22 protein-coding genes are annotated in these 23,421 nt (G+C 61.7%); 14 read left to right on the top strand and 8 right to left on the bottom strand.

Annotation, left to right across the window (positions count from 1 at the left end; translation table 11 throughout):
- Nucleotides 1-21: 21 nt before the first annotated feature.
- Both RGV33_RS19725 and RGV33_RS19720 read right to left on the bottom strand, forming a co-directional pair.
- Nucleotides 22-543 carry a helix-turn-helix domain-containing protein gene (locus RGV33_RS19725; protein ID WP_322145736.1) on the bottom strand — a complete coding sequence of 174 codons (522 nt, stop codon included), beginning with the start codon at nt 541-543 and terminating at the stop codon, nt 22-24.
- A gap of 159 nt (nt 544-702) precedes the next feature.
- Nucleotides 703-2,133, bottom strand: coding sequence for an MFS transporter (locus RGV33_RS19720; RefSeq protein WP_322145735.1), 1,431 nt, complete (start codon nt 2,131-2,133; stop codon nt 703-705).
- A 308-nt stretch (nt 2,134-2,441) separates the two neighbouring features.
- Here RGV33_RS19720 and RGV33_RS19715 point away from each other — a divergent pair, with 308 nt between their 5' ends.
- Nucleotides 2,442-3,098: a peroxiredoxin-like family protein gene (locus RGV33_RS19715; RefSeq protein ID WP_322145734.1), complete on the top strand. Its 657-nt coding sequence runs from the start codon at nt 2,442-2,444 to the stop codon at nt 3,096-3,098.
- Here the strand turns inward: RGV33_RS19715 and RGV33_RS19710 are convergent.
- The 4 genes from RGV33_RS19710 to RGV33_RS19695 all read right to left on the bottom strand — a co-directional run bounded on the left by RGV33_RS19710 (nt 3,095) and on the right by RGV33_RS19695 (nt 6,321).
- Entirely contained in the window at nt 3,095-3,982 is an 888-nt protein-coding gene (locus RGV33_RS19710) for a LysR family transcriptional regulator (RefSeq protein ID WP_322145733.1), read from the bottom strand. The two genes, RGV33_RS19715 and RGV33_RS19710, sit on opposite strands and share 4 nt — an antisense overlap.
- A gap of 71 nt (nt 3,983-4,053) precedes the next feature.
- Nucleotides 4,054-5,304: an NAD(P)/FAD-dependent oxidoreductase gene (locus RGV33_RS19705; protein ID WP_322145732.1), complete on the bottom strand. Its 1,251-nt coding sequence runs from the start codon at nt 5,302-5,304 to the stop codon at nt 4,054-4,056.
- A 109-nt stretch (nt 5,305-5,413) separates the two neighbouring features.
- Nucleotides 5,414-5,857 carry a type II 3-dehydroquinate dehydratase gene (locus RGV33_RS19700; protein ID WP_322145731.1) on the bottom strand — a complete coding sequence of 148 codons (444 nt, stop codon included), beginning with the start codon at nt 5,855-5,857 and terminating at the stop codon, nt 5,414-5,416.
- Nucleotides 5,858-5,886: 29 nt separating this feature from the next.
- Entirely contained in the window at nt 5,887-6,321 is a 435-nt protein-coding gene (locus RGV33_RS19695; protein ID WP_322145730.1) for a RidA family protein, read from the bottom strand.
- Between the two features lie 217 nt (nt 6,322-6,538).
- Between RGV33_RS19695 and RGV33_RS19690 the strand changes: the two genes are divergently transcribed.
- The 12 genes from RGV33_RS19690 (at nt 6,539) to RGV33_RS19635 (ending at nt 19,381) form a co-directional block, all read left to right on the top strand.
- Entirely contained in the window at nt 6,539-7,513 is a 975-nt protein-coding gene (locus RGV33_RS19690) for a LysR family transcriptional regulator (RefSeq protein ID WP_322145729.1), read from the top strand.
- Between the two features lie 380 nt (nt 7,514-7,893).
- On the top strand, nt 7,894-9,411 hold the full coding sequence (locus RGV33_RS19685; protein ID WP_322145728.1) for an amino acid ABC transporter permease/ATP-binding protein: 1,518 nt from the start codon (nt 7,894-7,896) through the stop codon (nt 9,409-9,411).
- A 35-nt stretch (nt 9,412-9,446) separates the two neighbouring features.
- Entirely contained in the window at nt 9,447-10,319 is an 873-nt protein-coding gene (locus RGV33_RS19680; RefSeq protein ID WP_322148708.1) for a phytanoyl-CoA dioxygenase family protein, read from the top strand.
- Nucleotides 10,320-10,347: 28 nt separating this feature from the next.
- Complete coding sequence (locus RGV33_RS19675; protein WP_322145727.1) at nt 10,348-11,181, top strand: ABC transporter substrate-binding protein; 834 nt, start codon at nt 10,348-10,350, stop codon at nt 11,179-11,181.
- 201 nt (nt 11,182-11,382) lie between these two features.
- Nucleotides 11,383-12,114: a class II aldolase and adducin N-terminal domain-containing protein gene (locus RGV33_RS19670; RefSeq protein WP_322145726.1), complete on the top strand. Its 732-nt coding sequence runs from the start codon at nt 11,383-11,385 to the stop codon at nt 12,112-12,114.
- Nucleotides 12,115-12,141: 27 nt separating this feature from the next.
- Nucleotides 12,142-12,819 carry a DUF1028 domain-containing protein gene (locus RGV33_RS19665; RefSeq protein ID WP_322145725.1) on the top strand — a complete coding sequence of 226 codons (678 nt, stop codon included), beginning with the start codon at nt 12,142-12,144 and terminating at the stop codon, nt 12,817-12,819.
- Nucleotides 12,816-13,967, top strand: a complete 1,152-nt coding sequence (gene argE / locus RGV33_RS19660) for an acetylornithine deacetylase (RefSeq protein ID WP_322145724.1) — start codon at nt 12,816-12,818, stop codon at nt 13,965-13,967. Before RGV33_RS19665 ends, argE begins: the two co-directional genes overlap by 4 nt.
- A 222-nt stretch (nt 13,968-14,189) precedes the next feature.
- The gene (locus tag RGV33_RS19655) at nt 14,190-16,247 is read left to right on the top strand and encodes a methyl-accepting chemotaxis protein (RefSeq protein ID WP_322145723.1); all 2,058 of its coding nucleotides are present in this window, start codon (nt 14,190-14,192) and stop codon (nt 16,245-16,247) included.
- A gap of 67 nt (nt 16,248-16,314) precedes the next feature.
- Nucleotides 16,315-16,683 carry an SMI1/KNR4 family protein gene (locus RGV33_RS19650; protein ID WP_322145722.1) on the top strand — a complete coding sequence of 123 codons (369 nt, stop codon included), beginning with the start codon at nt 16,315-16,317 and terminating at the stop codon, nt 16,681-16,683.
- A gap of 83 nt (nt 16,684-16,766) precedes the next feature.
- Complete coding sequence (gene gcvA, locus RGV33_RS19645) at nt 16,767-17,672, top strand: transcriptional regulator GcvA (protein WP_322145721.1); 906 nt, start codon at nt 16,767-16,769, stop codon at nt 17,670-17,672.
- A 75-nt stretch (nt 17,673-17,747) separates the two neighbouring features.
- Nucleotides 17,748-18,575, top strand: coding sequence for a DMT family transporter (locus RGV33_RS19640; RefSeq protein ID WP_322145720.1), 828 nt, complete (start codon nt 17,748-17,750; stop codon nt 18,573-18,575).
- Nucleotides 18,576-18,619: 44 nt separating this feature from the next.
- A complete protein-coding gene (locus RGV33_RS19635; protein WP_322145719.1) occupies nt 18,620-19,381 on the top strand; it encodes a glucose 1-dehydrogenase in 762 nt (253 codons plus the stop codon).
- Between the two features lie 56 nt (nt 19,382-19,437).
- Here the strand turns inward: RGV33_RS19635 and tkt are convergent, their stop codons facing one another.
- On the bottom strand, nt 19,438-21,504 hold the full coding sequence (tkt, locus tag RGV33_RS19630; protein WP_322145718.1) for a transketolase: 2,067 nt from the start codon (nt 21,502-21,504) through the stop codon (nt 19,438-19,440).
- A gap of 189 nt (nt 21,505-21,693) precedes the next feature.
- Between tkt and RGV33_RS19625 the strand changes: the two genes are divergently transcribed.
- Entirely contained in the window at nt 21,694-21,933 is a 240-nt protein-coding gene (locus RGV33_RS19625) for a DUF465 domain-containing protein (protein WP_322145717.1), read from the top strand.
- Between the two features lie 125 nt (nt 21,934-22,058).
- Here RGV33_RS19625 and RGV33_RS19620 read toward each other — a convergent pair whose 3' ends face one another.
- Entirely contained in the window at nt 22,059-23,417 is a 1,359-nt protein-coding gene (locus tag RGV33_RS19620; RefSeq protein ID WP_322145716.1) for a VOC family protein, read from the bottom strand.
- Nucleotides 23,418-23,421 lie beyond the last annotated feature (4 nt).

Raw genomic sequence — 23,421 nt, 5'->3', positions numbered from 1 at the left:
GCGAAATGACCTCATTGAGTCTTAGTGGGGGAAGGGGCTGACCAGTTGGTCTTTTTCGGCGTAGGCGCGGCCGGTTCGCGCGCGCCACAGGGTCAACGGTTCGGCATCGGCAGCGACATGTACACGGTGGCTATCGCGGGTGATGGGCTTGCCGGTGTTGGCGTCCATCAAGCCCAGTACCACCGGGCGCCCGGTGGCTTCGTCGGCGAGAAACACCTTGGTCGAGCCCCCGGCATGCCGCGCACCCCAGGCCATCAGCGTGAGGATGACCTGGCGCAAGTCGCGGCCGGCTTCGGTCAGGTGGTATTCGTGACGCGGCGGGTTGTCCTGGTACGGGCGCCGCTCCAGCAAACCGCTGGCCACCAGCGTGTTCAGGCGGCGGGTCAGGGTGTTTGAGGCGATCCCCAGGCTGGTCAGGAATTCATCGAAACGGCGCAGCCCGTAGAACGCATCCCGCAGGATCAACAGGCTCCAGCCATCACCGATGTGCTCCAGGGCACGGGCGACCGGGCAGGGCATGGGCTGGAAGCTGGCTTTTTTCATGATGCTCTCCAAATCTGTTGCTAAATATTACGAGAGTAATATTGCACAGTGAGTTTCATAATGAAAGTGACTTGAAGAAAATAGTGCAGACGCAAAAAAAGCCCTGGCATTCAGGGCTTTTTTCAGAAGGGAGCGTGAGGTGCCAGCGCAGTGTCAGTCTCAAGACACCGTTAGTTCCTCCCCGACGCCGGCCTGCGTCCGCGTTGCCCGCAGCGCCATCACCAGGGCCAACACCGGTGCCAGGGTAAACAACGCGAACAACCAGCGCGCTGCGTTGGCAATACCGGCATTGCTCGCCACGTCGTTGATACCGGCCATGTTCGAGATCACGCCCGCCAGCGCCGCGCCCATGGCCATGGCGAACAGTTGCAGGGTGGTGATCGAGGAGGCCGCCGTGTCTTTATCCTGCTCGGAGGCCACCTGCAGGATGCGCGTCAGCAGATGCGGCCAGCCCAGGCCGATGCCGAAACCCACCAGGAACAGCCCGAGGCAAATAGGCGCCAAGAGCGTCCAGTCCCCCTCGCCGGCGATCGGCGTAGTGATTGCCAGTATCACCAACCCGGCCACAATAAACAGCGGCCCCGCGAGGATGGCGCGGTGTGCACCACGGCCGGTCCAGCCCGAGCTGAGGATTTCCGATACGGTCCAACCCGCAGCCATCAGCGCCGCCATGTAGCCGGCGATCAGCGGTGACTGGCCATGCAGGTGCTGCAGAAAGTACGGCATGAAAATCTCGCTGCTCATGCCAATTATCAACAAACAGGTGGTCGCATACAGCGCGCAGAGCGGGGTGCTGAACTTCAGCGCATCCCTGGGCAAAAGACGGATTGTGGCGTTGGATTCCTTGCGGATCAGCAGCCACACCAGCACGGCACAGGTCGCGATGCCCAGCAGGTTCCAGCTCGGCAGCGGCGAGACGCTGCCCGCGCACACCGCCAACACCGCGCCGGCCAACAGCACCAACTGTGGCACCGGCAAACGGGCGGTCGAGGCCGCGGCGGTGTCGCGTGGGGGCAACGCGCGGCTGGTCAGTACCATGTACGCCAGGCTCACCGGCACCATCGCACCGAAGGCGAAACGCCAGGCGTCCATCTCGGCGAACACCCCACCCACTGCGGGCCCGACCAGCGTCGCGACGCCCCACATCCCGGACACCAGCGCCATTGCACGCGGCCACAGGCGTTCTTCAAAGACCAACTGGATCATCGAATAACACAACGCCAGCAACATCCCGCCGCCCAGGCCCTGAATGAAGCGCCCGGCCAGCATCACCGGCATGCTCGGCGCCAGGGCGCAAATCAACACGCCAACCATGAACACCATTGTTGCGAGCGCATATGCCAGCCGTGGACCGGTGCGTTGCAGCAGCTTGGAGGTGAGGGCCGAGCCGAGGATCGAGGCCACCACATACAGCGTGGTGCTCCATGCATACAGCTCCAGGCCGCCGATCTCGGCGACCACCGACGGCAGGATAGTGGTGGCGATGTACGTGTTGGTGGCATACAGCGCGATGCCGCCTGAAAGCGCGATGGAGCGGGTGGCGTTCTTGCCGCGGAGCAACTCGCCCCAGCTGCTGTCTTGGGTGTGCATCAACGATTCCTTGTAATGCGTTCGCGGTGTGGAACCCGGCGAATGGCATGGGCGTCAGGCTCGGGATTAATTAACCAAGCAATTGCTTTTAATATAGAGGCGAGGCGGGTTATTTTGCAAGAAGTGACTTGGATCCTGGTGCCCACTGCTTGAGGTTCTCAGCGGCTCGGGCTGGCTTTCACCGGCAAGAAAAGTTTGCATTCCCCCGAAGAATAATTCCTATGCTTGCGGTCTCTCTACTGCCGCGTCCTGCAAAAAGGAATGCTTGTCTGGCGAAATATCCAAGCGTCCAACCCCAGGAACTGAACATGACTCTTCAAGCAAAACTCGATGCCTTCAACGCTGACTTCGTGGCCGGCAAACCGCCCTACAACGCGCCCCCTCAAGTCCACGTGATCATGAAACGCGCCACTGCAGAACTGATCGCCACCGGGCAGGCCGAACGCGCGCTGAAGGTCGGCGACAAAGCCCCTGCATTCAAGCTCAACGACCCGGACGGCAACCCTGTGTCCTCAGTGGAATTGTTGGCCAACGGCCCGCTGGTGATTACCTTCTACCGGGGCGTGTGGTGCCCGTACTGCAACATGGAACTGCAAGCGCTGGAAGAGGCGTTGCCAGCGTTCCGTGAGCTGGGCGCAAGCCTGGTGGCGATCTCTCCACAGAACGGCGTGAACAGCCGCAAATCAGTGCGCGAGAACAAGCTGAGTTTCCCGATCCTGTCCGATACCCTGAGCGAGGTTGCCGATGCCTTCGGCCTGCGTTTCACGTTGCCCGACTACCTGGTGGCCCTGTACAAGTCGTTCGGTAACGATCTGCCGGCCTTCAACAACAACCCAGCGTGGGTGTTGCCAATGCCGGCACGTTTCGTGATCGGCCAGGACGGCGTGATCACTTACGCTGAGGTCAACCCGGACTACACCCGTCGTCCGGATCCTTGCGAGCTGCTTCCCGCGCTACGCGGTTAACGGCGCGCCATCAACTGCTCGACAAAGTCGACAAAGGCACGGGCCTTGGCGCTTGCCATTCGGCCGGTGGGGAATATCGCCCACAGGTTCAGGTCGGGCAGTGACCAGTCCCCAAGCACCGCTACCACCTCGCCACTCGCTAGCTCGGGTGTAAACATCCACTCTGACGAGACGGTGAGGCAGTAGTTCGACAACACCGCCGTACGCACGCCCTCGGCAGCGCTCACCCGTATTCGGCCGCGCAGCACGACAGGCTGCTCGGCTCCCGCCTTTTTGAATGACCACGCGGTGCCACCGCCCCCCAGTGTGTAGATCACGGCTTCGTGGTCGACCAGGTTGGCGGGTGAATCAGGTACGCCGCGCCGCTGGAAGTAAGCCGGCGTCGCCATCACGAACCGTCGGCACTGGGCGATTTTTCTCGCGGTCAGGTTCGAGTCGCTGAGGTCGCCCATGCGCAAGGCCACGTCGATGCCTTCTTCAATCAGGTTCATCGAGCGGTCATCCAGCCGCAGGTCGACATCCAGCAAAGGGTGCAGCGCCAGGAACTCGCCAAGGTGCGTAAGAATGTGCAGCCGGGCGAACGTGGTCGCCGCCGAAATACGCAAGGTGCCGGTGAGCCCGGCAGCCGACCCGCGAGCGGCGAGCTCTGCTTCGTTTGCGCCCTCGATGACTTTTTTGGCGTGCTCGAAAAACAGCGTGCCGGCCTCGGTGGGCGTCAACCCGCGCGTCGAGCGGATCAGCAGGCGCACACCCAGGTGTTCTTCCAGTTGTGCGATGGTTTTGGAAATGGCGGGTTGCCCGACGTCCAGGCGCCTGGCCGCTGCAGAAAAAGAACCGGTCTCAACCACGTAGACATAGGTTTCCATAGCCGCCAGCCGATCCATCCTGTTGTTCCCCGCAATGATTCAACTCGATGCGGGCAGTCTGCCGGGAATGCAGGAGGGGCGCCAGTGAGTCAAGGCTTGCGATATGCCTTGTAGTCGTTCTGCAAGACGATATGGTCTGCCACATACTTCGCATCGTGCCACACCCCATAGATAAACGAAGACGCACGGTTCACCAGGTTCGGCAAACCCAAGAAGTAAATCCCGCTCTCTGCCGAGATCCCGCGCTTATGGAAAGGCTCGCCTTTTTCGTCAAACGCATTCACCTTCAACCAGCTGAAATCGAAGCTGAAGCCGGTGGCCCACAGAATCGTGGTCACGCCGGCTGCGGCCAAGTCCAGGCTCATGATCGGGTTCACCAGGCACTGCGGGTCAGCCAGCAATTCCCACGCTTGCGGCTCCGGCGCAAACTCAAGGCCGTTTTGTTCGATATAGGCGTCGGCATCGCGCAGCACATCGAAGTAGGCACGGTCACCTTCTGCCACGTTGGCCGCCAGGCCCGGCTCAAACTCCATCACGCCGTTATCCCACGAGCGCGTGACGCCGACCAGCGTGATGCCCATGTGCGCCAGGCGGCGGAAGTCGACCGTCTTGCCGCCTTCATAGCCACTGACGGCAAACGCCACATGCTTCTTTTTCGGCTGGGTCTTGACCTCATCCCACAGGCCCAACGCACCCAGCCACCAGCAGTAATCCCGGCCACGGTAAGCGCGGGGAGGGCGATAGTGTTCGCCCACCGAGAGGTACACTTTCTTCCCGGCTTTTTGCAGTTCTTCGGCAATTTGCGAGCCTGATGCACCTGCGCCTACCACCAGCACCGCACCCTCGGCCAACTGGCCGGGGTTTTTGTAGGTGGAGGAATGAAGCTGTTGAACCGTGGCTTGGCTGGGCACCAGGTTCGGAATGGACGGGCGTTGAAACGGCCCGGTGGCTGCCACCACATTAGCCGCTTCAATCACCCCCGCCGAGGTGGTCACCTTGAACCCGGGCCGGCCGGTGTGGCGCTCCACTTGCTGCACTTCGACGCCGGTACGCACCGGCGCCTTCAGCATGTTTACATAGTCTTCGAAGTACGCTGCCATGCGCTCCTTCGGCGGGAAGCTCTCGGGGGAAATGCCCTCGAATTTCATACCGGGAAAACGGTCGTGCCAGGCCGGGCCATTGGCGACCAGCGAGTCCCAGCGTTCCGACCGCCAGCGCTCGGCGATGCGGCTGCGCTCCAGCACGATGTGCGGCACGCCCATAAGTGACAGATGCTCGCTCATGGCGACCCCCGCCTGGCCTGCGCCGACCACCAGGGTGTTTATTGTTTCAACTGACATGTGAGCTTCCTAATGATAAGCAACCATCGACAGGTGCCAGTGTGATCAAGCGCCGGCCGGCCGCAAATTATGCTTTTTGAACGTAGAGGTTAGGCAAAACCAAAGCGCCTTAATCCGCCTCCATCAGCTCGGCCACCGCCGTCAGGGCCAGCCGATAGCCCAGCGCGCCGAGGCCTGCGATCACGCCGGTGGCGGCTTTGGACACATAGGAGTGATGCCGGAACGGCTCGCGCTTCCAGATGTTGCTCATGTGCGCTTCGATGATCGGGCCGTCGAACGCGAGCAGCGCATCCAGGATCGGCACCGAGCTGTAGGTCAGGCCGGCGGCGTTGATGATGATCGCGTGGGCGTTGAGCCGGGCTTCCTGAATCCAGTCCACCAGCACGCCTTCATGGTTGCTCTGGCGAAACTCCAGGGTCAGGCCCAGTTCGGTCGCGTGGCGCTGGCAACGCGCCTCGATGCTGGCGAAACTTTCGCTGCCGTAGGTGCCGTTTTTGTCCAGCCCATACAGGTTGGCGTTGGGCCCGTTGAGGAAGTACACAGTGCGGGGCATGGGAACCTCCTGCTCGTCAGGTGACCTGCTCATGCCGGTTGGCCAGGGTTCCAGTCATCCGGTACCACGGCAATCACATCAATCTCCATCAACCATTCCGGCTGGCCCAGGCCGGAAATCACCAGGCCGGTGGAGATCGGGAACACGCCTTTGAGCCATTTGCCGACCTCCTGGTACACCGGTTCGCGGTAGCGCGGGTCGATCAGGTAGGTGGTGGTTTTTACGATATGCGACAGGTCGGAGCCGGCTTCTTCCAGCAGTTGCTTGACGTTTTTCATCGCCTGCTCGGCTTGCGCGCGTGGGTCGCCCAGGCCAATCAGGTTGCCTTGGAAATCCGTGCCGATCTGGCCACGCACATAAATGGTGTTGCCGGCGCGCACGGCCTGGCACAAGTCGTTGTCCAGCGACTGGTTGGGGTAAGTCTGCCGGGTGTTGAACATGCGAATACGGGTATGGGTGGGCATTGCTGGCAACTCTTGGGGAGCGGAATAAACCCAGCTTCACATTGGCCCCGCCCGCGCGAAACCAGCATTTGCGCGAGGTAATGCTTAGGCAAAACCGAAGCGCCGTAGCCGAGCGCCCGCGTAAGGCCAAAACGGCATCCGGCATGAACCATGCAACGTCACCGTCAAGGCCGTCGACGCCCGCTTGGCGTCAGCTTATTGATGATGTGGAGGCGTGATGCTCAGTCGTATTACCCAGCGCCAACTGGAATATTTCGTGGCTTCCGGTGAGGCAGGCAGCATCAGTGCGGCGTCTGAACGCATTCATGTGTCGTCACCGTCTATCTCGGCGGCGATCACCCACATGGAGGCCGAGCTGGGCATCCAGCTGTTTGTGCGCCACCACGCCCAGGGCATTTCCCTCACGGCGGTGGGGCGCCAGGTGATGCAAGAGGCCAAGCTGATCCTGGAGCAGATGACCAACCTCTACACCATCGCCTCCGAGTCGCTGAACACGGTGCGGGGCCCGTTGCGGGTGGGTTGCCTGGAATGGCTGGCGCCGATGATCACCCCCGAGCTGGTGTTCGGTTTTGGCCGCGCGTTTCCAGGTGTACGCCTCACGCAAGTCGAAGGCAACCACGAGGAAATGCTGGAAAAGCTGCGCAGCGCCGAGATCGATATCGCCCTGACCTACGACCTGGTGACCAGTGACGACATCGACTTCCAGCCGCTGGCGCAATTGCCGCCGTATGTGATGGTGGGCGAATACCATCCGCTGGCGAGCCTGTCGGCAGTGAGCATGCTCGACCTTGAGGATTACCCGGTGGTGCTGCTGGACACGCCCTGGAGCCGGGAATATTTCCTCAGCTTCTTTATGCAGGCGGGCACCACCCCGAACATCATCATGCGCTCCAGCAACCTGGAAACCGTGCGCTCGATGGTGGCCAATGGTATCGGCTATTCCTTCGCGAATGCCCGGCCCAAGGCCAACCTTTCCCAGGATGGCAAGCGTTTGATCCGCCTGCGGTTGTCCGGCCCGCACCGGCCCATGCAGCTGGGCTATGCCACCGCGAGCAATACCCAGTTGTCGCGTGTCGTGTCGGCCTTTGCCGAGCGTTGCCGCATGTTCGTTTCAGACCAGTACATCCCGGGCATGGCCGCCCCGAGCTTTTTCGATGCCCATGCGGTGCGCACCCTCAACAGCGTGAGTTGAGGCACTGCTTTCCTGCTTTTCTGTGGGAGCTGGCTTGCCTGCGATGCGGGCACCTGGGGCTTGCAGATACACCGAGGCGATGCCATCGCTGGCAAGCCAGCTCCTACAGAGGGTTGTGTTCGCATTGCACCAAAAGATGGCGCTGGTTGCATTGCGCACACGGCGTCGCACCAATACGAGTCAAGCTGTTTTGACAGTCCAGTCGCCACCCAGGGAACGGTGACGCTGCGTAGGTTCTCCCTACCCAATAGGCCGGCTTTTACGAATTGACCCCAAGGGCCTCCTCCCACGAATCTCAGTCCATCGGTGCAGATCAGGGTTCGACCTTCACGTTGAGCATTCGGTGGGCATTTTCATTTTTTTTGTCGAGCACAGTGACGATGACTTTCAACTGGAACTACATGTTTGGTTTGCTGGCCGATGCCGAGTTCTGGCGGGCAACATGGACGGTTATCCAGCTCAGTTCGTTGACATGGGTCCTGAGTATTGCCCTGGGTTTCCTGCTGGCCCTGGCCAAGCAGTCCAAACACGCGCTGATCAGCCTGCCGGCGCGGGGCTACATCTGGTTGTTCCGCAGCCTGCCGCTGCTGGTGCTGCTGATCTTCATTTACAACCTGCCGCAGGCGATTCCCGCCACTTCAGTGATTCTGGCAGACCCGTTTTGGGCCGGTCTGCTGGCGCTGGTGATCTGCGAAACCGCCTACGTTGCCGAGATTCATCGGGGCGGCCTGTTGTCGATTCCCAAGGGCCAGGGCGAGGCTGCGCGGGCGCTGGGGTTGAGGTTTTTCGGGATCCAGTGGCGGGTGGTCATCCCGCAGGCTTTGCGAGTGGCGTTGCCGTCGCTGGCCAACGAATACATCTCCATCGTCAAGCTCACCTCCCTGGTGTCGGTAATCTCGCTGACCGAGATTCTCATGGTCGGCCAGCGGCTGTATTCGCAGAACTTCCTGGTGATCGAGACGATGGCGGCGGTGGCGTTTTTCTACGTGTTTATCGTCACGGTGTTCGACTTCCTGCTCAAGCGCCTGGAGCGTTTTCTCGACGTCAACCAGCGCAACGTCTCTCGGGTGCCCGATGCCGAAGTGCTGGCGCTGGCGACCCAACAGCGTGTCGCCCTGCAGCGCCCGGCCAGCACCGAAGGCCCGGCACTGCAGGCTTCGCGGCTGCATAAAGCCTACAACGATGTGGAAGTGCTGGGCTCGGTCAACCTGCAGATCCAGCCCGGCGAAGTGGTGTCGGTGATCGGGCCTTCGGGCTCCGGCAAGACCACGCTGATTCGTCTGCTCAACGGCCTGGAGCAACTGGATAACGGCGAGATCAAAATCAATGGCCAGCCGTTCATTCACCTGAACAAAGTCGGCGCGCAAAAACCACAGTACGTGGAGCACGCCGAGCACCGTCTGAACATCGGCATGGTGTTCCAGAGCTTCAACCTGTTCCCGCACCTGAGCGTGCTCGACAACCTGCTGATGGCGCCGAAGTACCACCGCCTCGGGCGTGTCGAAGAGCTCAAGCAACAGGCCTACGCGCTGCTGCACAAGGTCGGCATGCTCGACCACGCCTGGAAGTACCCGCACCAGCTTTCCGGTGGCCAGCAGCAGCGCGTGGCCATTGCCCGCGCCCTGATGATGCGCCCGCAAATCATGCTGTTTGACGAGCCCACCTCGGCGCTCGATCCGGAAAAAGTCAACGAAGTGCTGCAAGTCATCGAAGCCCTGGCCCAGGAGGGCATCACCATGGTCATCGTCACCCATGAGATGAATTTCGCGTTCAAGGTCTCCGACCGGATCGTGTTCATGGAGAAGGGCCGGGTGGTCTGCGACGACACCCCGCAGGCGCTGCGCAGCGGCGAAAACCCACGTGTCGAGGCGTTCCTCAAGGACGTCTCGCTGGCGTGACTCCCTTAACGTTCGAGCGACAAGAGGGCAACAACATGATCGAGCAAGTGCAAATTGAACAGTTCCACCGCGACGGCTTCCTGGTGGTGCAAGACGTGCTGTCGGCTGCAGACGTGGCCGCGTTGCAGCACGACTTCGACCAGTGGGTAGAAGACAGCCGTAGCCACGACCAGGGCTGGGGTGAAACGGTAGATGGCCGTGCGCGTTTTGACCTGGAAGGCGACCACCGCCCGGATCATCCCTCGCTGCGCCGGGTGAGTTCGCCCACCGAGATTTCGCCGGCGTACCAGCGCGTGGCATTGCAATCGCGAATGGCGCAGATTGCTGCGCAACTGATCGGGGCCGGCGGCACGCGCTTTCACCACAGCAAGATCAACTCGAAACTGCCCCACACCGCCACACAGGTTAAGTGGCACCAGGACTTTTTGTTCACGCCTCACAGCAACGACGACATCGTTACGGCGTTGCTGATGGTCAGTGAAGTCACTCCGCAAAATGGCCCGCTGACGGTAATTCCCGGCAGCCACAAAGGCCCGCTGTGGTCGCACTGGCACGAGCAGCGCTTTACCGGCGCGGTGGAGGCCGCGGTGGTCGACGACCTGTGCCAGAACCCGGTTGCCTGTTATGGGCCGGCCGGTTCCGTGTGCTTCATGCACACCCGACTTTTGCATGCTTCAAGCCCTAACGAGACTGAACTGCCGCGCACTCTGTTCATCGGTGTATACGCCGCTGAAGACGCGTTGCCATTCGGCGAAAACCCGCTGCCCAGCGCACACGCCGGCCTGATGGTCGCCGGTCAGGAAAGTGGCTTGGTGCGTTCCACGGACAATCACATGCGCTTGCCGCAAAAGCCCCGTGGCGCCTCTTTCTTTGTGCAACAGGCCGGCCAGGATTCACCCACCGCCTAACCTTCTTCTCACCTTGCAGGGTATTACCATGACAGCGTTTCATATGATTGCTCGCCCCATTGCCGTGTGCCTGCTGGGCGCTGCGGTTGCAATGACGTCGTTGGCGGCTTCGGCCTTCCAGAAAGACGGGAAAATTGTCGCCGGTTCCGATTTGACCTTCTTTCCCTATGAATACATGGATAACAACAAGCCCGCAGGCTTTGACATCGAGTTCATGGATGGCCTGGCCAAGACCATGGGCCGCACCGTCGAGACCCTCGACACACGCTTTCCCAACCTGATCACCGGCTTGCAGGCGGGGCGGTTCGATGTGACCAACTCCTCGATGTACATCACCGCCGAGCGGGTGAAGGTCATCGACATGATTCCCTACCTCAAAAGCGGCGAATCGATCCTGACCCTCAAGGGCAGCGAGTTCCAGCCCAAGACCCCGGAAGAGTTCTGCGGCCACAAGATCGGCTCGATGGGCGCGACCTCTTGGCTGGCGCAGATGCACAAGCTGTCGGATGAGTACTGTGTGAAGAAGGGCCTGAAGCCGATCGCGATCAGCGAGTACAGCACCGACCCACAAACCACCCAGGCCTTGCTGGCCCATGCCGTTGAAGCGCAGATCACCGACGCCGCAGTAGCGCGTGGCGCGGTCGACAAACTCAGCGGCCGCGTGGTGATTTCTTCCGACACCTTGATCTACCCGGTGCTGAACGGCTTTGGTGTGAAGAAGGGCAATGACGACGTGAAGAATGCCTTGGTCGAAGGCATCAAGAAATTCAGCGCCACCCCTGAATACGCCGCCTTGCTCAAGAAATACAACTTCCAGGCGCCCACCGATGCCGACATCGCCGAGCTGATGCCCAAGTCCTGATCACAAGCGTGCTCACTTAACGGTACGCACCGAACCTGTGGCGACCGAGCTTGTTGTGGCGAGGGAGCTTGCTCCCGCTGGGCCGCGAAGCGGCCCCCTCGTTTTATCCAAGCGAATGGGACTGCTGCGCAGTCCAGCGCGAGCAAGCTCGCTCGCCACAATAAACCCCTCGCCATCCAATTGCCCTGCGGAGAAAGCTACATGGCGTTATCACTTGAAGAGCAAACCCGTATCGACCTGGCGGCGACTTTTCGCATCGTTGCGCACCTGGGCATGCATGAGGCGGTGGCCAACCATTTCAGCGCGGCGGTATCAGCCGACGGCAAACAGTTCTTGCTCAACCCGAAGTGGAAGCACTTCTCGCGTATCCGGGCCAGTGACCTGTTGCTGTTGCACGCCGACGACGCCGGCGGCGCCGAGCACCCCGACGTGGATTCCACCGCCTGGTCAATCCACGGGCAGATTCATCGGTTGTTGCCGCAAACCCGCGCCGTGCTGCACCTGCACCCGGTTTACACCACCGCCGTTGCGTGCCTGGCCAACCCGCATATTCCGCCGATCGATCAGAACACCGCGCGCTATTTCAATCGCGTGGCGGTGGACGAACTGTACGGCGGCATGGCCGACACCGAGGCCGAAGGCGAGCGCCTGGCCGGGTTGCTGGACGGCAAGCGCCGCTTGTTGATGGGCAACCATGGAGTGATGGTCACCGCCACGTCCATCGGTGAGGCATTCGACGATATCTGGACCCTGGAGCGTGCCTGCCAGATCCTCGTTACGGCGTGGTCTACCGGCCAACCGCTGCGGGTTCTGTCTGACGAAGTGGCCGAAAAAACCGCGCGGGGCTGGGAAGGCATCACGGATTTCTCGCAACGGCATTTTGAAGAAATGAAGCAGTTGATGATCGACGCCGACCCTTCGTTGCTCGACTGATTTAACCCCTCACAGGCAGGAATCTCCATGACCTTTTCGGTTGTCGCCCGCTGTGCCGAAACCGGCCAGCTGGGTATTGCTATCAGCTCGTCGAGCATTGCCGTGGGCGCCCGTTGCCCGTGGTTGCGCCCGGGCGTGGGCGCGGTAGCGTCGCAGAACATCACCTTGCCGGCACTCGGCCCGCACACCCTGGACCTGTTGGCCGAGGGCATGACGCCCAGTGAGGCCCTGGCGGCTGTGCTCACCCCGCACAGCCACAGCGAGTATCGCCAGGTGACGGTGATTGACAGCGCCGGCAGAACCGCGCATTTCAGCGGCGCGCAGACCCTGGGCATTCACCACGCAGTCAGCGGTGAGCAATGCGTGGCGGCGGGGAACATGCTGGCCAATACCGGCGTGATCGAAGCCATGGTGCGCGCCTTCGAAGGCACGCCCGGGCACCTCACCGACCGACTGCTCGCCGCCATGCAGGCGGGTGTGGCCGGGGGCGGTGAGGCGGGGCCGGTGCATTCCGCCGCCCTGGTAGTGGTCGGTGATCACCTGTGGCCGATCGTCAACCTGCGGGTGGACTGGGCCGATGACGACCCGCTCGGCGCACTCGAGCAACTCTGGCAGGCCTATCGCGGGCAAATGCAGGACTACATCGACCGCGCCATCAACCCGCAGTTTGCCCCGGGTTACGCAGTGCCGGGAGACGACCGATGAGCCAGAGCCGTGACCTGCTGGCGCAACTGGTCAGCTTCGACACCACCAGCCGCGAATCGAACCTGGCGCTGATCGACTTCGTACGCAACTACTTGCAGCACCACGGCGTGAGCTGTGCGCTGTTGTTCAACGAGCAAAAGAGCAAGGCCAACCTGTTGGCAACTATCGGCCCGGCGGACGTGCCGGGCATTGTGCTGTCGGGTCATACCGACGTGGTGCCCGTAGACGGCCAGCGCTGGAGCGTGGCGCCGTTCGAACTGACCGAGAAGGATGGCAAGCTGTACGGCCGTGGCACCGCCGACATGAAAGGCTACATCGCCTGTGTGCTGGCCAGCGTACCCGCGCTGGTGCGGGCGCCGCTGCGCATGCCGGTGCATATCGCGCTGTCCTACGATGAGGAGGTGGGTTGCCTGGGCGTGCGTTCGCTGATCGAAGCCTTCCACGCCAAGCCCGTCAAGCCGCTGCTGTGTGTGATCGGTGAACCGACCGAACTCAAGCCGGTGCTGGGCCACAAGGGCAAGTTGGCGATGCGCTGCGAGGTGCATGGCGCGGCGTGCCATTCGGCGTATGCGCCGTCGGGTGTGAACGCCATTGAATACGCCGCGCAGTTGATTCTCGAACTCGGTCGGCTGGGTGAAGAACTCAAGGCACCGCAACACCACAACGGGAGTTTTGATCCGCCGTTTTCCACCGTGCAAACCGGCATGATCGCGGGCGGAAAGGCCCTGAATATCGTGCCGCAAAACTGTAGTTTTGACTTTGAAGTGCGCTCGCTACCTGCGCAGAATCCTTGGCACGTTGCGAACCAATTGCGCGGTTATGCCGAACACACGTTGTTGCCTGCGATGCAGGCGGTGAGTGCGCAGTGCGCGATCAACTTCAGTGAACTGTCGAGCTACCCGGGGTTATCAACCTCGGTGCAGAGCCAGGCGGCTGAATGGGTTGCCGGTTTCTGCGGCTCGCGGGAATACGGCACGGTAGCGTTCGGCAGCGAAGGCGGGTTGTTTGATCAGGCGGGAATTCCCACGGTGGTGTGCGGGCCAGGCAGCATGGACCAGGGGCACAAGCCCGATGAGTTCATCAGCGTTGCGCAGCTTGAGGCCTGTGATCGGATGCTGGAGAAGGTGTTGGCTTTTGTGAGCGAGTGAGAGTCCCCCACGGTTACAGTGCTGTTGTGGGCACTGAGTTATTTCGCCCCATTTTTGTGCATACCTGACTGTGCGGTGAGTGACGCACCGCGTATCTGTGGGCCCGGCAACAGCGGTCCGCTTCTTGCTAGAGCCAGCTTAATCAATGACATGGCATTTTGCCGCCAATCATTTAACAGCTTTATTCGCCGCTCAGGCGAGTGGTTCTAGGAGTAGTCGGACATGCAGAGTCTTTTGTCGCCAGGAATCCACCTGCTCGGACGTTTTGGATTTGCGCGCAAGTTTCAGATCCTGTTTTTTCTGTTCATGCTGCCCCTGGCGGGTAGTTTGTGGATGATCGCGCAGGAGTACCGCACCAAGCTGACGGTGATCTCCAACGAGCAATCCGGTGTGCGTGAACTGCTCGCGCTGGATACCCTGGACGCTCAACTCACCGCCCAGCGCAACCTGGCTGCGCGCTGGAAAGCCGCGGACATCCTGCATGACCAGACACCCGCCGCCAAGGCGGCCATGACCGCCGTCGACACCAACTTCCCGCTGATCCTGCAAAGCGTACAGGCTCTGGGTGAGGCGCTGAAGGCCCAGAATGCCAGCGTGGACACCCTCGCGCGTTTTGAAGCATTGCAGGCCTCGGTCAAGGGCATGGACTCGCCATCCCTGCGTGCGGTGGGTTGGTGGCCGGATGGCTACGACCGCTTCACGTCTGCGTTGAGCGCGATGCAAACCCTGCGCGAGCAAATCACCATGGACACCGGGTTGATCCTCGACCCCTGGCTTGAAACCTACCTGTTGATGCAGATTTCCACCCAGCAGACGCCCGACCTGGTGGAGCGCATCGGGCGCATGGCGAGCGTCGGGCAATCGTCCATCGCCTCGGGGCAGTTCACCCTGCAAAGCCGGTTGCAGATGCGTGATTTGCGCGGGCGCATCGGCGATGCCCGCGACCAGTTGGTCAAGGCGGCCATGTCCCTCAAGGCCAAGCAATATCCGGGGCTGCAAGCCTGGATCGTGCAATACGACGACAGCGTGCAACGCCTGGATAATGAGCTGAAAACCCTGGACGAAGGCGTGTTTGGCGGCACCATCAAGCTTGATACCACAGGTTTTGAACGCAGTGTGGATGGCATGCTCGGCACCCTGGGCGCGTTGCGCACCCAATCGCTGACCTCGCTGGATGCGCGCCTGGGTTACTACCGCCAAAGCTCGCTTAAGCAATTTATCCCGGTGGCGGTGACGTTCAGCGTGTTGGCGTTGGCGGCCCTGTACCTGTTCGTGTGCTTGCAGGCGTCGATCCGCCGCAGCGCCAGCGGTATCACCACCCTGGCCGAATCGCTGCGCGACGGCAACCTGTGCGTGGAGGTGGCGGTGCAAGGGCGTGACGAACTGGCCGCCATCAGCACGGCACTTAACGTGGCCGTGGTGCAGTTGCGCACCAGCCTTCTGGGCGTCAATCACGAGACGCAGCAGTTGGGCTCTGCGGTGCTGATGTTGAACTCGCAATCGGGCAGCACGCTCACCGAAGTGGAAGACCAGCAACAGCAAATCAGCCAGATTGCCGCCGCCGCCACGCAATTGGCCGCGACCTCCTTGGGCGTCGCCAAAAGCTGTGAGCAGGCCTCCGGCAGCGCGCAGAAAACCCGGCGGATTGCCGAGGACAGTAGCCGCGATAGCCAGCGCACCACCGCCAGCATTCAGCAACTCAACCAGCGCTTGACCGACACCTCCGATGCGCTGGAGCGCGTCAGCCAGCAGGGGCAGCAAATTCAGTCGGTGGTCGACACCATTCGCGGGATTGCCGAACAGACCAACCTGCTGGCACTGAACGCCGCCATTGAAGCAGCACGGGCCGGCGAGCAGGGCCGGGGTTTTGCGGTGGTGGCTGATGAAGTGCGCAGCCTGTCGCAACGCACCCAGGCCTCCACGGCGCAGATCGCCGGCACGGTCGACAGCTTGCGTTCGACCGTGAGCCAAGCGGTGACGCTGATGGGCGCGGCGTGTGAGCAGGCGGTTACCGACGCCGAGTCGGTCACCGGCCTGGGCCATCGGCTGGGCGAGATCGCCAGTGCCGTGCAGAGCGTTACCGATACCTTGGCGCAGATCGCCACGGCGGTTGAGGAGCAGGCGGCGACGGCAGACGAGGTGAGCGGCAATATCCAGCAGGTTGACCAGGCGGCAGGGCGCCTGCTTGAGGGCGCACGGGCGGTGAATCAGGCGGCGGACAGCTTGAGCAAGGGCAGCCGTGCATTGAGCGACAATACCGCGCGGTTCCAACTGGGTTGAGGGTGTGTCGGCAGGCTGAACTGTGGTATTCAGCACACTCCACTTCGTCGAGCCAGGGACTTTATCGATGACCTCCGATCCGTTCCGTATTCCAACCGATGCCGAAATCGAAAAGGCCGGGCGCAACCTGAACTTCCCGTTCCCGGCTGCCTATGTCGAATTCCTCAAGGGCGGCAGCGACGTCGCCAATGCGACGCTCGAGCCCGCCGTGATCCTGCCGGGCACGAGCCATCTCGACTTGTTCGAAATCGCCCAGGTCGCCTGGAATCAAATGGGTGTGCCGAAGGACTGGCTGCCGTTCATTGAAGACAATGGCGACTACTTTTGCGTGTCACAAACGGGCCAGGTTCGGTACTGGTCGCACAATGGCCCGACGAATGAACGCTGGCCGAACTTTTCGGCGTGGTTTCAGCAGGTGTGTGTGGCAGCTCAATAGCGGGCCGCTGTCGACCGGCGACTGGAATGCTCTATCATGAGTTTTCATTCATAAAGGCGGGCGACCGCCCGAGCAGCCATGCCATGCGAGACCTGCCACCGACCTCGACATTGCGCGCCTTTGAAGTTGCCACGCGGCACGCCACCTTCACCTCGGCTTCAGAAGAGCTGCACGTCACCCAGAGTGCCGTCAGCCATCAACTCAAGCACCTCGAAGAGCTGTGGGGATTGCAGCTGTTCCAGCGGGGCAAGTCACTCAGCCTGACGCCCGCCGGGGCGGCCCTTGCGCCGATCGTGCGGGAGTTCTTCATGAACCTTGAGGCCACGCTCGCAGACTTGCGTGAGCAAAAGGGCCGGGTACGCCTCAAGGTCAGCACCACCTATTCCTTCGCACTGAAATGGCTGCTGCCACGCTTGCCGAGCCTGGCCCAGCAGCATCCGGAAATTCTCGTCACGCTGGACTCCAGTGACAAAGCCATCAACTTCTCAAGCGCAGAAGCGGACGTGGCGATCCGCTTCGGCAATGGCAATTACCCGGCGCTGTACTCGGAGTTCCTGTTCCGGGAACAGATTTTCCCGGTGGCGAGCCCAGAATTGTTAAAGCGCTTTGGCATGCCGCACGCGCCTGCCGAGTTGCTGCGCTACCCGCTGTTGACGCGAGACGGTGCCGACCTGGTGCCAAAATGGGAAGTCTGGTTTCAGCACGTGGGGCTTGGGGTTTCGCCGCTCAAGGAAAGTGTCAGGTTTGCGGACACCAACATGACGATCGAGGCGGCATTGCTCGGCCAGGGCATCGCCTTGGCGCGCAGCGGGCACGTGGAATCAGAGCTGGGCGACGGACGCTTGGTCAAGCTGTTCGATGTGCCGTTCCCATCGCCTGTGGCCTATTATTTTGTTTGCCCCAAAGGCCTCGAATCCCGGCCGCACATTGTCAGCTTTCGTGACTGGCTGATGCAGGAAGCTGTGAACGCCGGACTGGCTTATGCGTAAGGCATGAGGATTTGCTCATTATTCAATGAGCAGACTTCGTTTCAGTTAACGCGCCGGATTGCTTAGGATTGGCGCATGCCTTATCCCATCGTTCTCCTGGTCCTTTTCGCCGCCTTGCTGCACGCCAGCTGGAACGCGCTGCTGCGTGGCGGCGCCGATCGGCTCTGGTCGATGACGGTGATGTGCCTGGCCGTGGCGGTTGCCAGTGGCGCCACTGCCTTGTTCCTTGCGCCACCGGCACCGGCCAGTTGGTTCTATGTGGTGTTGTCAGCGGTGCTGCACGTTGGCTACAACCTGTTTCTGGTGCGCAGCTACAAGGTCGGCGACCTGGGGCAAACCTATCCGATTTCACGCGGTTCTTCACCCGTGTTGATCACCCTTGGCGCAGCGGTGTTTGCCGGGGAGAGCGTTTCGGCCAGCGCGCTGCTGGGCATTGCCCTGGTGTCGGGCGGCATCATTTCACTGGCGTTCAGAGGGCGCCGGCTGGCGGTGCCCAGCCTCCCATACGCCCTGGGTACCGGGGTTTTCATCGCGGCCTACAGCGTGACAGACGGCATCGGCGCGCGCCTGTCCGGTGACCCGATGGCCTATACGGTGTGGATGTGCGCGCTGTGGGGCGTGTTGATGCCGGCGGTCTATATCGGCCTGCGTGGGCCAACGAGTTTGTTCCGCGTGCGGCCCGGGTTTTTCACGGCCTTCGCCGGTGGGCTGGTATCTCTGTTGGCCTACGGGATCATCATTTACGCCATGACCGGTGCGCCCATGGGGGCGGTGTCGGCGCTGCGTGAAACCAGTGTGTTGTTTGCGGCGCTGATCGGCTACTTCTTCCTTGGCGAGGCGCTGACGGTTCGAAAAGTACTGGCGTGCGTGGTGATTGCCACGGGCACGATTTTGATCGGCTGACAGCAGGCAACGCATTTTCCCACCACCACATAAAGGTACGCTCAATGGATACCGTCCCGCAGGCCCCGCTGATACTGATAACGGGTGGAAGCCGTGGCGTAGGCGCCGCCACCGCGCGGCTGGCTGCCGCACAAGGTTACGACGTGGCGATCAGTTTCGTTTCCGATGAGTCTGCTGCCCTCGCGGTGGTGGCGGATATCGAGGCCGCCGGTCGCCGGGCGCTGGCGGTGCGCGCCGACAGCGCCGAACCGCAGCAGGTTGCCCAACTGTTTGCCGCGATCGACCGGGCATTCGGGCGCATCGATGTGCTGGTCAACAACGCCGGGATCAACGCGTTGCAGTCCCGGGTCGAGGACCTGGATTTCGAGCGGATGCAGCGGATTTTTGCGGTGAATGCGATCGGGCCGATGCTGTGTGCCCAGCAAGCGGTGAAACGCATGTCGTTTCGTCACAACGGGCGCGGCGGCTCTGTGGTGAATATCTCGTCGGCATCGGCCAGGCTCGGCAGTCCCAATGAATACGTCGACTACGCGGCGTCGAAGGGCGCGCTTGAGACCTTTACCATCGGGTTTGCCAAGGAAGTTGCCCGGGAAGGAATCCGCGTCAACTGTATTCGACCCGGGCACATCTACACCGATATTCATGCCAGCGGCGGAGAGCCGGGGCGGGTTGACCGGGTGAAGGATTCGATCCCCATGGGGCGCGGCGGTCAGCCTGAAGAAGTGGCGCAGGCCATCCTTTGGCTGGCGAGCGCCGAGGCGTCTTTCATTACGGGGACGTTTCTGGATGTCACTGGCGGCAAGTGAGGAGCAGGGCGCGGCACCAAGGCTCCCCTCGGTAGGCCGCGCCAGGCTGCCCGTAGTTAATCCGCGGTGTTGAGCTTGACCTGCTCCTTCGCCAGCTTCACCACATTCTCCAGGGTAAAGCCGAACTTGGCCTGCAACTTGGCCAGCGGTGCGGATGCGCCAAAGCTGTTCATCACCACCTTGGCGCCGGTCTGCCCCACGTAGCGGTCCCAGCCCAAGGGGCCGGCCTGTTCCACCACCAACCGTGCCTTCACCGCCGGCGGCAGCACGCTGTCGCGGTAGGCCTGGTCTTGTTCTTCGAACAGTTCCCAGCTGGGCATCGACACCACTTGCGCTGCCACGCCCTCGGCCTTCAGCTGTTCATAGGCGCCCACTGCCAGGCTGACTTCACTGCCGGTCGCCATCAGGATCACCTGGGGCTTATCGGCACCGGCCAGCACATAGGCACCACGTGCTGTCCCCGTTGCCGCTGCATACTTCGTGCGGTCCAGGGTCGGCAGGTTCTGCCGCGACAGCACCACGCACGTCGGGCGATGGGTCTGGGCCAGGGCAATCTTCCAGGCTTCCAGGGTTTCATTCGCGTCGCCTGGGCGCAGGGTCAGCAAGCCTGGAGTGGCGCGCAGTTGGGTCAGGTGTTCGATGGGCTGGTGGGTGGGGCCGTCTTCGCCGACGCCAATCGAGTCATGGGTAAACACAAACACCACCGGCAGTTCCATGATTGCCGCGAGGCGAATCGGCGGTTTCATGTAATCGCTGAACACCAGGAACGTCGAGGTATAAGGCCGCAGGTACGACAGCGCCATGCCGTTGGCAATCGCGCCCATGGCGTGTTCGCGAATACCGAAGTGCAGGTTGCGCCCGCCATAGTTCTGGGCGCTGAAACGCCCGGCACCGTCGAACGTCAGGTTGGTCTTGGTGGAGGGCGACAAGTCTGCCGAGCCGCCGAGCAGCCAAGGAATCTGCTGGGCAAACGCATTCAATACCTCACCCCCGGCGGCGCGGCTGGCGACACCCTTGGCATCGCTGGCAAAGTTCGGCAACTGGTCCTGCCAATGCTCGGGCATCTCGCCGGCACGCATGCGCCGTAGCTCATCGGCCAGTTCCGGCTCGTATTGTTCCAGGTGGGACAGGGTTTGCGTCCATTGCTCGTACAGCGGCTTGCTGCGCGACAGCAGCGCATCCCGCAGGACGGTGCGCGCTTCATCCGGGACCAGGAAGCTTGAATCTTCGGGCCAGCCGTAAGCGGCTTTGGTCAAACGGATTTCCTCGTCGCCCAACGGTTCGCCATGGGCCGAAGCCGTGTTGTGTTTGTGCGGCGAGCCATAGCCGATCACGCTGTCGACCACGATCAGGGTCGGTGCGCCGGTGTTTTTCTGGAAGGTGCCCAGGGCATCGCTCAGGGCCAGCAGGTCATTGGCATCGGTAACGTGCAAAGTGTGCCAGCCGTAGGCCTGGAAGCGCTTGATCACGTCCTCGCTGAAGGCCAGTTCGGTGTGGCCTTCGATGCTGATCGTATTGTTGTCGTAAATCCAGCACAGGTTATCCAGCTTCAAATGCCCGGCGATGGACGCGGCCTCGCTGCTGATGCCCTCCATCATGTCGCCGTCGCCGCACAGGGTGTACACGTTGTAGTCGAACAGCACCCGGTCGTCATGGTTGAAACGCTTGGCCAGCCAACGCTCGGCCATCGCCATGCCGACGCTGTTGGCACAACCCTGGCCGAGTGGCCCGGTGGTGGTTTCCACGCCGGTGGTCATGCGGTATTCGGGGTGGCCGGGGGTCTTGGAACTCATCTGCCGGAACTGCTTGATGTCATCCAGGCTGATCGCCGGGTGGCCGGAGCGCTTGCCGTGAGCGTCGATTTCCACCACGCCTGCCAGGTGCAACAGCGAATACAACAGCATCGAAGCGTGGCCCACCGACAACACGAAACGGTCACGGTTGGGCCAGTCGGGGTGTTCGGGGTGGTAACGCAGGAAACGGCTCCACAAGGTGTAGCCGACGGGCGCCAGGCCCATGGGTGTGCCGGGGTGGCCGGAGTTGGCCTTCTGCACGGCGTCCATGGCCAGGGTACGGATGGTGTTGATGCACTGGGTGTCGACAGCGTTGGCAGCGTGATTCATGGAACCTGTTCTCCATCGGGTGACGATCTACAGTGGAGGGCAGCGTGCGCCAAAGGTTTTATGAAATCGTCTGCCCAGCGACGAACGGGGGCGCAAACGCGACAGGTTGATCTCAAACATGACAAGAGCCCGTCGGATGGGCTAGCTTCAAGGGGCATTCAGTCATTGATCAACTTGCGGAGGTACTCCATGCCAGTGAAACACGACCTGTATCAGGACCTGACTTTCACCAAGGAAGACATTCAACAGCGCAGGGCGGGCGACAACTACCTGGATTCGCTGCTCCACCAATACGACGGCGCCGACAAGGAGGTACTGGAACTTGAGTCCTCGAGCGGCGCTGATGAGGAGCTGGAGAAGCTGAAGAAAAAGCGCCTGTTGATCAAAGACAAAATTGTCGAGCAGTTGGAGAAAGCGGCGGCCAAGTAGAAGATTTGTTCAGAATTGCCTGAAAGACAGCGACCCCGTCGCTGCCTATCATGCCCAGCGTTCGCCCGGCACTGGGGCTTTTAGACGGCGCATGGAATGCGCTGTGGCCGGGCGGACGCTGTCTTTCAAGCCAGCAGCGCGCGTTTGCATTCGTCAATCGAGCGCTGCTGGGTTTTCCCGTATAACTTAAGCTCATCAATGGTCTGGCGGCCCAGGGCCTTTTCAAACTCTGCCTGGTTGGAGTTGGCCGCGTAGTGACTTTGCGCAGCATCCCCCAGGTTCGACTGGAAAATCCCCGCGGCACTCACCGGCAGAAAATCCTCGTACACCAGCGGTTCCACGTCCACGTGGCCGGCGGCGATCAGTTCGTCCAGGGTTTTAACCTTGTCCTGGGCGGCCAGGCCTTTCTCGGTCACGAAGTAGCGGAAGTACGCCAGTTCCTGCTCACGCATCTCGCGGTGGTTATCGGGAAACGCCTGGAAGTGCTGCTCCATCAATTCGGTGTAGCGCCCGGCATTGGCCTCATTCGGAAACGCCCCCAATTCATCCCGTGCAGCATTCAGCAGTTGGTCATACAGCGCGCGGCCCTTGGGTGTCAGCGCCACGCCGCGTTGTTCTATTTCACCGAAGCGGGCGCTGTGGCTGCCCTTGGCGTCGGTAAAGGCAATGGCTTCATCCAGCGCCTTGAAGCTGGTCTGGCGCAGCAAGATCGGGCACCGGCGGCGGGGCGGGCCTTCGATCACGGCCTTGGGGGTGATGCCTTTGCCGGGCATCGCGGCCTGTACCTGGTCGATGTCCAGGGTGCGCGGCGTCAGGTGGTTGATGTGCGGGCCCTTGAACGCCACCACGTCGGCGATCAGCCGGTGCTGATCGCTCAGTTGCTGGTACTGCGCGGCGGTGACGGTGGCGGTGTGGTGCCAGCGGAAGGTTTCCAGGGCTTGCTGGATAAACTCCTCGGCGTGGGTGGCGTCGAGGCCGTCTTCGGCTTCGGCCTGCTGGATCAGCTGCAGGGCGCGCGGGGTGAAGATCGAGCGCTTGGTCAGGGCCGACTGGGCAAACGCCCGCAGTTCAGGGTTCTCGATCAATTCCAGGCGCAGCAGGGAGGTGAACACCCGAAACGGGCTGGTTTGCAGCGCGCTTTCATGCACCGCGCGAAAGGCCGTGGAGTGCACCGGAACCCCGGCCGGCGTGAGGTCGTAATAGCCCACCGGCTGCATGCCCATCACCGCGAACAGGCGGCTGATGGTCGCCAGCTCTTCGGCGGTGCCCAGGCGAATGGCGCCATGGCGCTCCATGTCCAAACGCTGGATTTCCCCGGTGCGTTGCAGTTGGTGAGCCAGCCCGGCGTCGGTTTCCAGCACTCGGGCATTGGTCTGGGCCACCAGTTCCATCAATGCGCCATACAACGGCACTTCATCGCGGTACATGTCGGACATGGCTTTGGAGAAGCCTTTGCGAATCTCGTCAGGGCTGACGGTGGGCATAGAA

It is taken from the genome of Pseudomonas sp. Bout1, assembly GCF_034314165.1.
GTDB lineage: Bacteria > Pseudomonadota > Gammaproteobacteria > Pseudomonadales > Pseudomonadaceae > Aquipseudomonas.
Note: the sequence above shows the minus strand (reverse complement) of the source record. Positions and strands in the feature narration are given on the sequence as shown.

What these genes read in the sequence shown, in the direction of transcription:
- RGV33_RS19675 (WP_322145727.1), top strand. Translation starts at nt 10,348, where the DNA reads ATGACAGCGTTTCATATGATTGCTCGCCCCATTGCCGTGTGCCTGCTG.
- RGV33_RS19635 (WP_322145719.1), top strand. Translation starts at nt 18,620, where the DNA reads ATGGATACCGTCCCGCAGGCCCCGCTGATACTGATAACGGGTGGAAGC.
- RGV33_RS19715 (WP_322145734.1), top strand. Translation starts at nt 2,442, where the DNA reads ATGACTCTTCAAGCAAAACTCGATGCCTTCAACGCTGACTTCGTGGCC.
- gcvA (WP_322145721.1), top strand. Translation starts at nt 16,767, where the DNA reads ATGCGAGACCTGCCACCGACCTCGACATTGCGCGCCTTTGAAGTTGCC.
- RGV33_RS19665 (WP_322145725.1), top strand. Translation starts at nt 12,142, where the DNA reads ATGACCTTTTCGGTTGTCGCCCGCTGTGCCGAAACCGGCCAGCTGGGT.
- RGV33_RS19680 (WP_322148708.1), top strand. Translation starts at nt 9,447, where the DNA reads ATGATCGAGCAAGTGCAAATTGAACAGTTCCACCGCGACGGCTTCCTG.
- RGV33_RS19620 (WP_322145716.1), bottom strand. Translation starts at nt 23,417, where the DNA reads ATGCCCACCGTCAGCCCTGACGAGATTCGCAAAGGCTTCTCCAAAGCC.
- RGV33_RS19655 (WP_322145723.1), top strand. Translation starts at nt 14,190, where the DNA reads ATGCAGAGTCTTTTGTCGCCAGGAATCCACCTGCTCGGACGTTTTGGA.
- RGV33_RS19705 (WP_322145732.1), bottom strand. Translation starts at nt 5,304, where the DNA reads ATGTCAGTTGAAACAATAAACACCCTGGTGGTCGGCGCAGGCCAGGCG.
- RGV33_RS19725 (WP_322145736.1), bottom strand. Translation starts at nt 543, where the DNA reads ATGAAAAAAGCCAGCTTCCAGCCCATGCCCTGCCCGGTCGCCCGTGCC.
- RGV33_RS19690 (WP_322145729.1), top strand. Translation starts at nt 6,539, where the DNA reads ATGCTCAGTCGTATTACCCAGCGCCAACTGGAATATTTCGTGGCTTCC.
- RGV33_RS19685 (WP_322145728.1), top strand. Translation starts at nt 7,894, where the DNA reads ATGACTTTCAACTGGAACTACATGTTTGGTTTGCTGGCCGATGCCGAG.
- tkt (WP_322145718.1), bottom strand. Translation starts at nt 21,504, where the DNA reads ATGAATCACGCTGCCAACGCTGTCGACACCCAGTGCATCAACACCATC.
- RGV33_RS19695 (WP_322145730.1), bottom strand. Translation starts at nt 6,321, where the DNA reads ATGCCCACCCATACCCGTATTCGCATGTTCAACACCCGGCAGACTTAC.
- RGV33_RS19650 (WP_322145722.1), top strand. Translation starts at nt 16,315, where the DNA reads ATGACCTCCGATCCGTTCCGTATTCCAACCGATGCCGAAATCGAAAAG.
- argE (WP_322145724.1), top strand. Translation starts at nt 12,816, where the DNA reads ATGAGCCAGAGCCGTGACCTGCTGGCGCAACTGGTCAGCTTCGACACC.
- RGV33_RS19625 (WP_322145717.1), top strand. Translation starts at nt 21,694, where the DNA reads ATGCCAGTGAAACACGACCTGTATCAGGACCTGACTTTCACCAAGGAA.
- RGV33_RS19720 (WP_322145735.1), bottom strand. Translation starts at nt 2,133, where the DNA reads ATGCACACCCAAGACAGCAGCTGGGGCGAGTTGCTCCGCGGCAAGAAC.
- RGV33_RS19700 (WP_322145731.1), bottom strand. Translation starts at nt 5,857, where the DNA reads ATGCCCCGCACTGTGTACTTCCTCAACGGGCCCAACGCCAACCTGTAT.
- RGV33_RS19670 (WP_322145726.1), top strand. Translation starts at nt 11,383, where the DNA reads ATGGCGTTATCACTTGAAGAGCAAACCCGTATCGACCTGGCGGCGACT.
- RGV33_RS19640 (WP_322145720.1), top strand. Translation starts at nt 17,748, where the DNA reads ATGCCTTATCCCATCGTTCTCCTGGTCCTTTTCGCCGCCTTGCTGCAC.
- RGV33_RS19710 (WP_322145733.1), bottom strand. Translation starts at nt 3,982, where the DNA reads ATGGATCGGCTGGCGGCTATGGAAACCTATGTCTACGTGGTTGAGACC.